We start from the raw sequence: 2,305 nt of genomic DNA, 5'->3' as shown, positions 1-2,305 counted from the left end.
GGTCGAGCCTCGTAGGCACCATGACGTCGATGTGGGCGTGCAGGTCGCCGCGCACCCCGGAGCGCAAATGCGGCATGCCGTGACCGCGCAGAATGGTGATCGAGCCGGGCTGCGTCCCGGCTCCGATGGTGATGTTGACGGGCCCGTCGAGGATGGCGTCGATCGTGACCGCCGTGCCCAGCGCGGCATCGGCCATCGGCACCGAGATCGTGCAATGCAGATCGTCGCCGTCGCGGACGAAGACATCATGTGGCGTTTCGTGCACCTCCACGTACAGGTCACCCGCAGGCCCACCACCGGGGCCGACCTCACCCTGGGCGGAGAGCCGCACCCGCATACCGTCGGCGACCCCGGCCGGGATCTTGACGCTGATTTCCCGACGGGCGCGCACCCTGCCGTCACCGGCGCATCGGTTACACGGATCATGAATGACCTCCCCGACACCACCGCACACCGGGCAGGGCCGCGAGGTCATCACCTGGCCGAGTAACGAACGCTGCAGGGTCTGGATTTCGCCACGTCCATCGCAGGTGTCACAAGACGCCGGAGTCGAGTTGCCGTGAGTGCCCTTGCCTTGGCACAGTTCGCACAGCACCGCGGTGTCGACGGTCACCTGCTTGGTCACCCCCGTCGCGCATTCCGCCAGATCCAGCCTCATCCGGAGCAGCGAATCAGACCCGGGCCGAACCCGGCCTGCCGGCCCACGCGGGGTGGTTCCGCCGCCGAAGAAAGCCTCGAACACGTCGCCAAGCCCGCCGAACCCGCCGAAGCCGGCCCCGCCCCCGGCGCCCACCGACTCCATCGGATCGCCGCCCATGTCGACGATGCGGCGCCGCTCCGGATCGCTGAGCACCTCGTAGGCGACGCTGATCTCCTTGAATCGAGTTTGCGCCGCCTCGTCGGGATTCACGTCAGGGTGCAGCTCACGGGCGAGCTTTCGATAGGCGCGCTTGACCTCCGCGTCAGTCGCGCCCGTGCTCACACCGAGCATCCCGTAATAGTCGCGTGCCACGCTCAACCTTTCCCACCCGTCGATCCGACCGAAACCCAGCCTGGATCAACGGCTACCTAAGACCTCGCCAATATAGAGGGCAACCGCAGCGACGTTGGAGATGGTTCCCGGGTAGTCCATCCGTGTGGGACCTATCACACCCATGCCGCCGAACACCTTGCCCGAGCTGCCGTAAGTCGTGCTGACTACCGAGGTGCCCGCCATTTGTTCGGCCTCTGTCTCGTGACCGATCCGCACAGTGACCTTGCCGGCCTCTTGCTGAGCGGCGAGCAGCCGCAGCACAACCACCTGCTCCTCAAGTGCCTCGAGCACTGAGCGCAACGATCCACCAAAATCGGCGGTGTTGCGAGTCAGGTTAGCGGTCCCGCCCAGCAACAGTCGTTCCTCGCTGTGTTCGACCAGAGACTCCACCAGCACAGTCGCCGACCTGCCGATCGCGTCGCTGAGAGTGCCCTGTCCAGTGAGATGCGATGCCAGTTCGGAGACCGCTACCGACGCGTCGGCCAGTGGTTTACCCTCCAACGCCTGCCCGAGCAGATCGCGCAGACGGGCCAGCTCGACGCCATCGATGCCGTCGCCGAGCTCCACTATCCGCTGGTCAACCCGACCGGAGTCGGTGATCACCACCAACAGTAACCGCGCCGGCGTCAGCGCCACCACCTCAAGATGTCGCACCGACGACGTCGACAGCGTCGGGTACTGCACGATCGCAACCTGACGGGTCAGCTGGGCGAGCAGTCGCACCGCCCGGCGCAGCACGTCGTCGAGATCGACGCCAGTCTCCAGGAACGTCAGAATCGCGCTGCGTTCGGCGTTCGACATAGGTTTGACGCTGTCAAGCCGATCGACGAACTCGCGGTAACCCTTCTCCGTGGGCACCCGGCCCGAGCTGGTGTGCGGTTGGGCGATGTATCCCTCTGCCTCCAAGACCGCCATGTCGTTGCGCACGGTCGCGCTGGATACACCGAGGTGGTGGCGCTCAACAATCGACTTCGAACCGATGGGCCCCTTGGTGGCGACGAAGTCAGCGACGATGGCGCGCAACACCTCGAATCGACGATCGTCAGCGCTACCCACCTTTGACCCACCTCTCGAGCCCGACCCAGTTGTTTGTCAGTTTACGGTGATCAGCGTCGAATTCATCGACCGAGCGGCCCGGCGCGCTCGGATACCGAGGGCTAATCTGTCAGATCACAACGAATAGTGCGGGGCAGAAGGCAGGCAGAGGCGCGTCGATGATCTTCAAAGGTGTCCGCGAAGGCCGGCCTTACCCTGAACACGGCTTGTCGTATC

General features: G+C 65.1%; 2 protein-coding genes. Both read right to left on the bottom strand.

The features are described 5' to 3' along the window. The coding region (dnaJ, locus tag GY812_14420; protein ID MCP4436678.1) for a molecular chaperone DnaJ at window positions 1-1,012 on the bottom strand (1,012 nt) is incomplete at its 3' end. Between the two features lie 45 nt (window positions 1,013-1,057). Next, window positions 1,058-2,089: a heat-inducible transcriptional repressor HrcA gene (gene hrcA / locus GY812_14415; protein ID MCP4436677.1), complete on the bottom strand. Its 1,032-nt coding sequence runs from the start codon at window positions 2,087-2,089 to the stop codon at window positions 1,058-1,060. Window positions 2,090-2,305: the final 216 nt, after the last annotated feature.

The sequence above is a fragment of the Actinomycetes bacterium genome (assembly GCA_024222295.1).
GTDB lineage: Bacteria > Actinomycetota > Acidimicrobiia > Acidimicrobiales > Microtrichaceae > JAAEPF01.
Note: the sequence above shows the minus strand (reverse complement) of the source record. Positions and strands in the feature narration are given on the sequence as shown.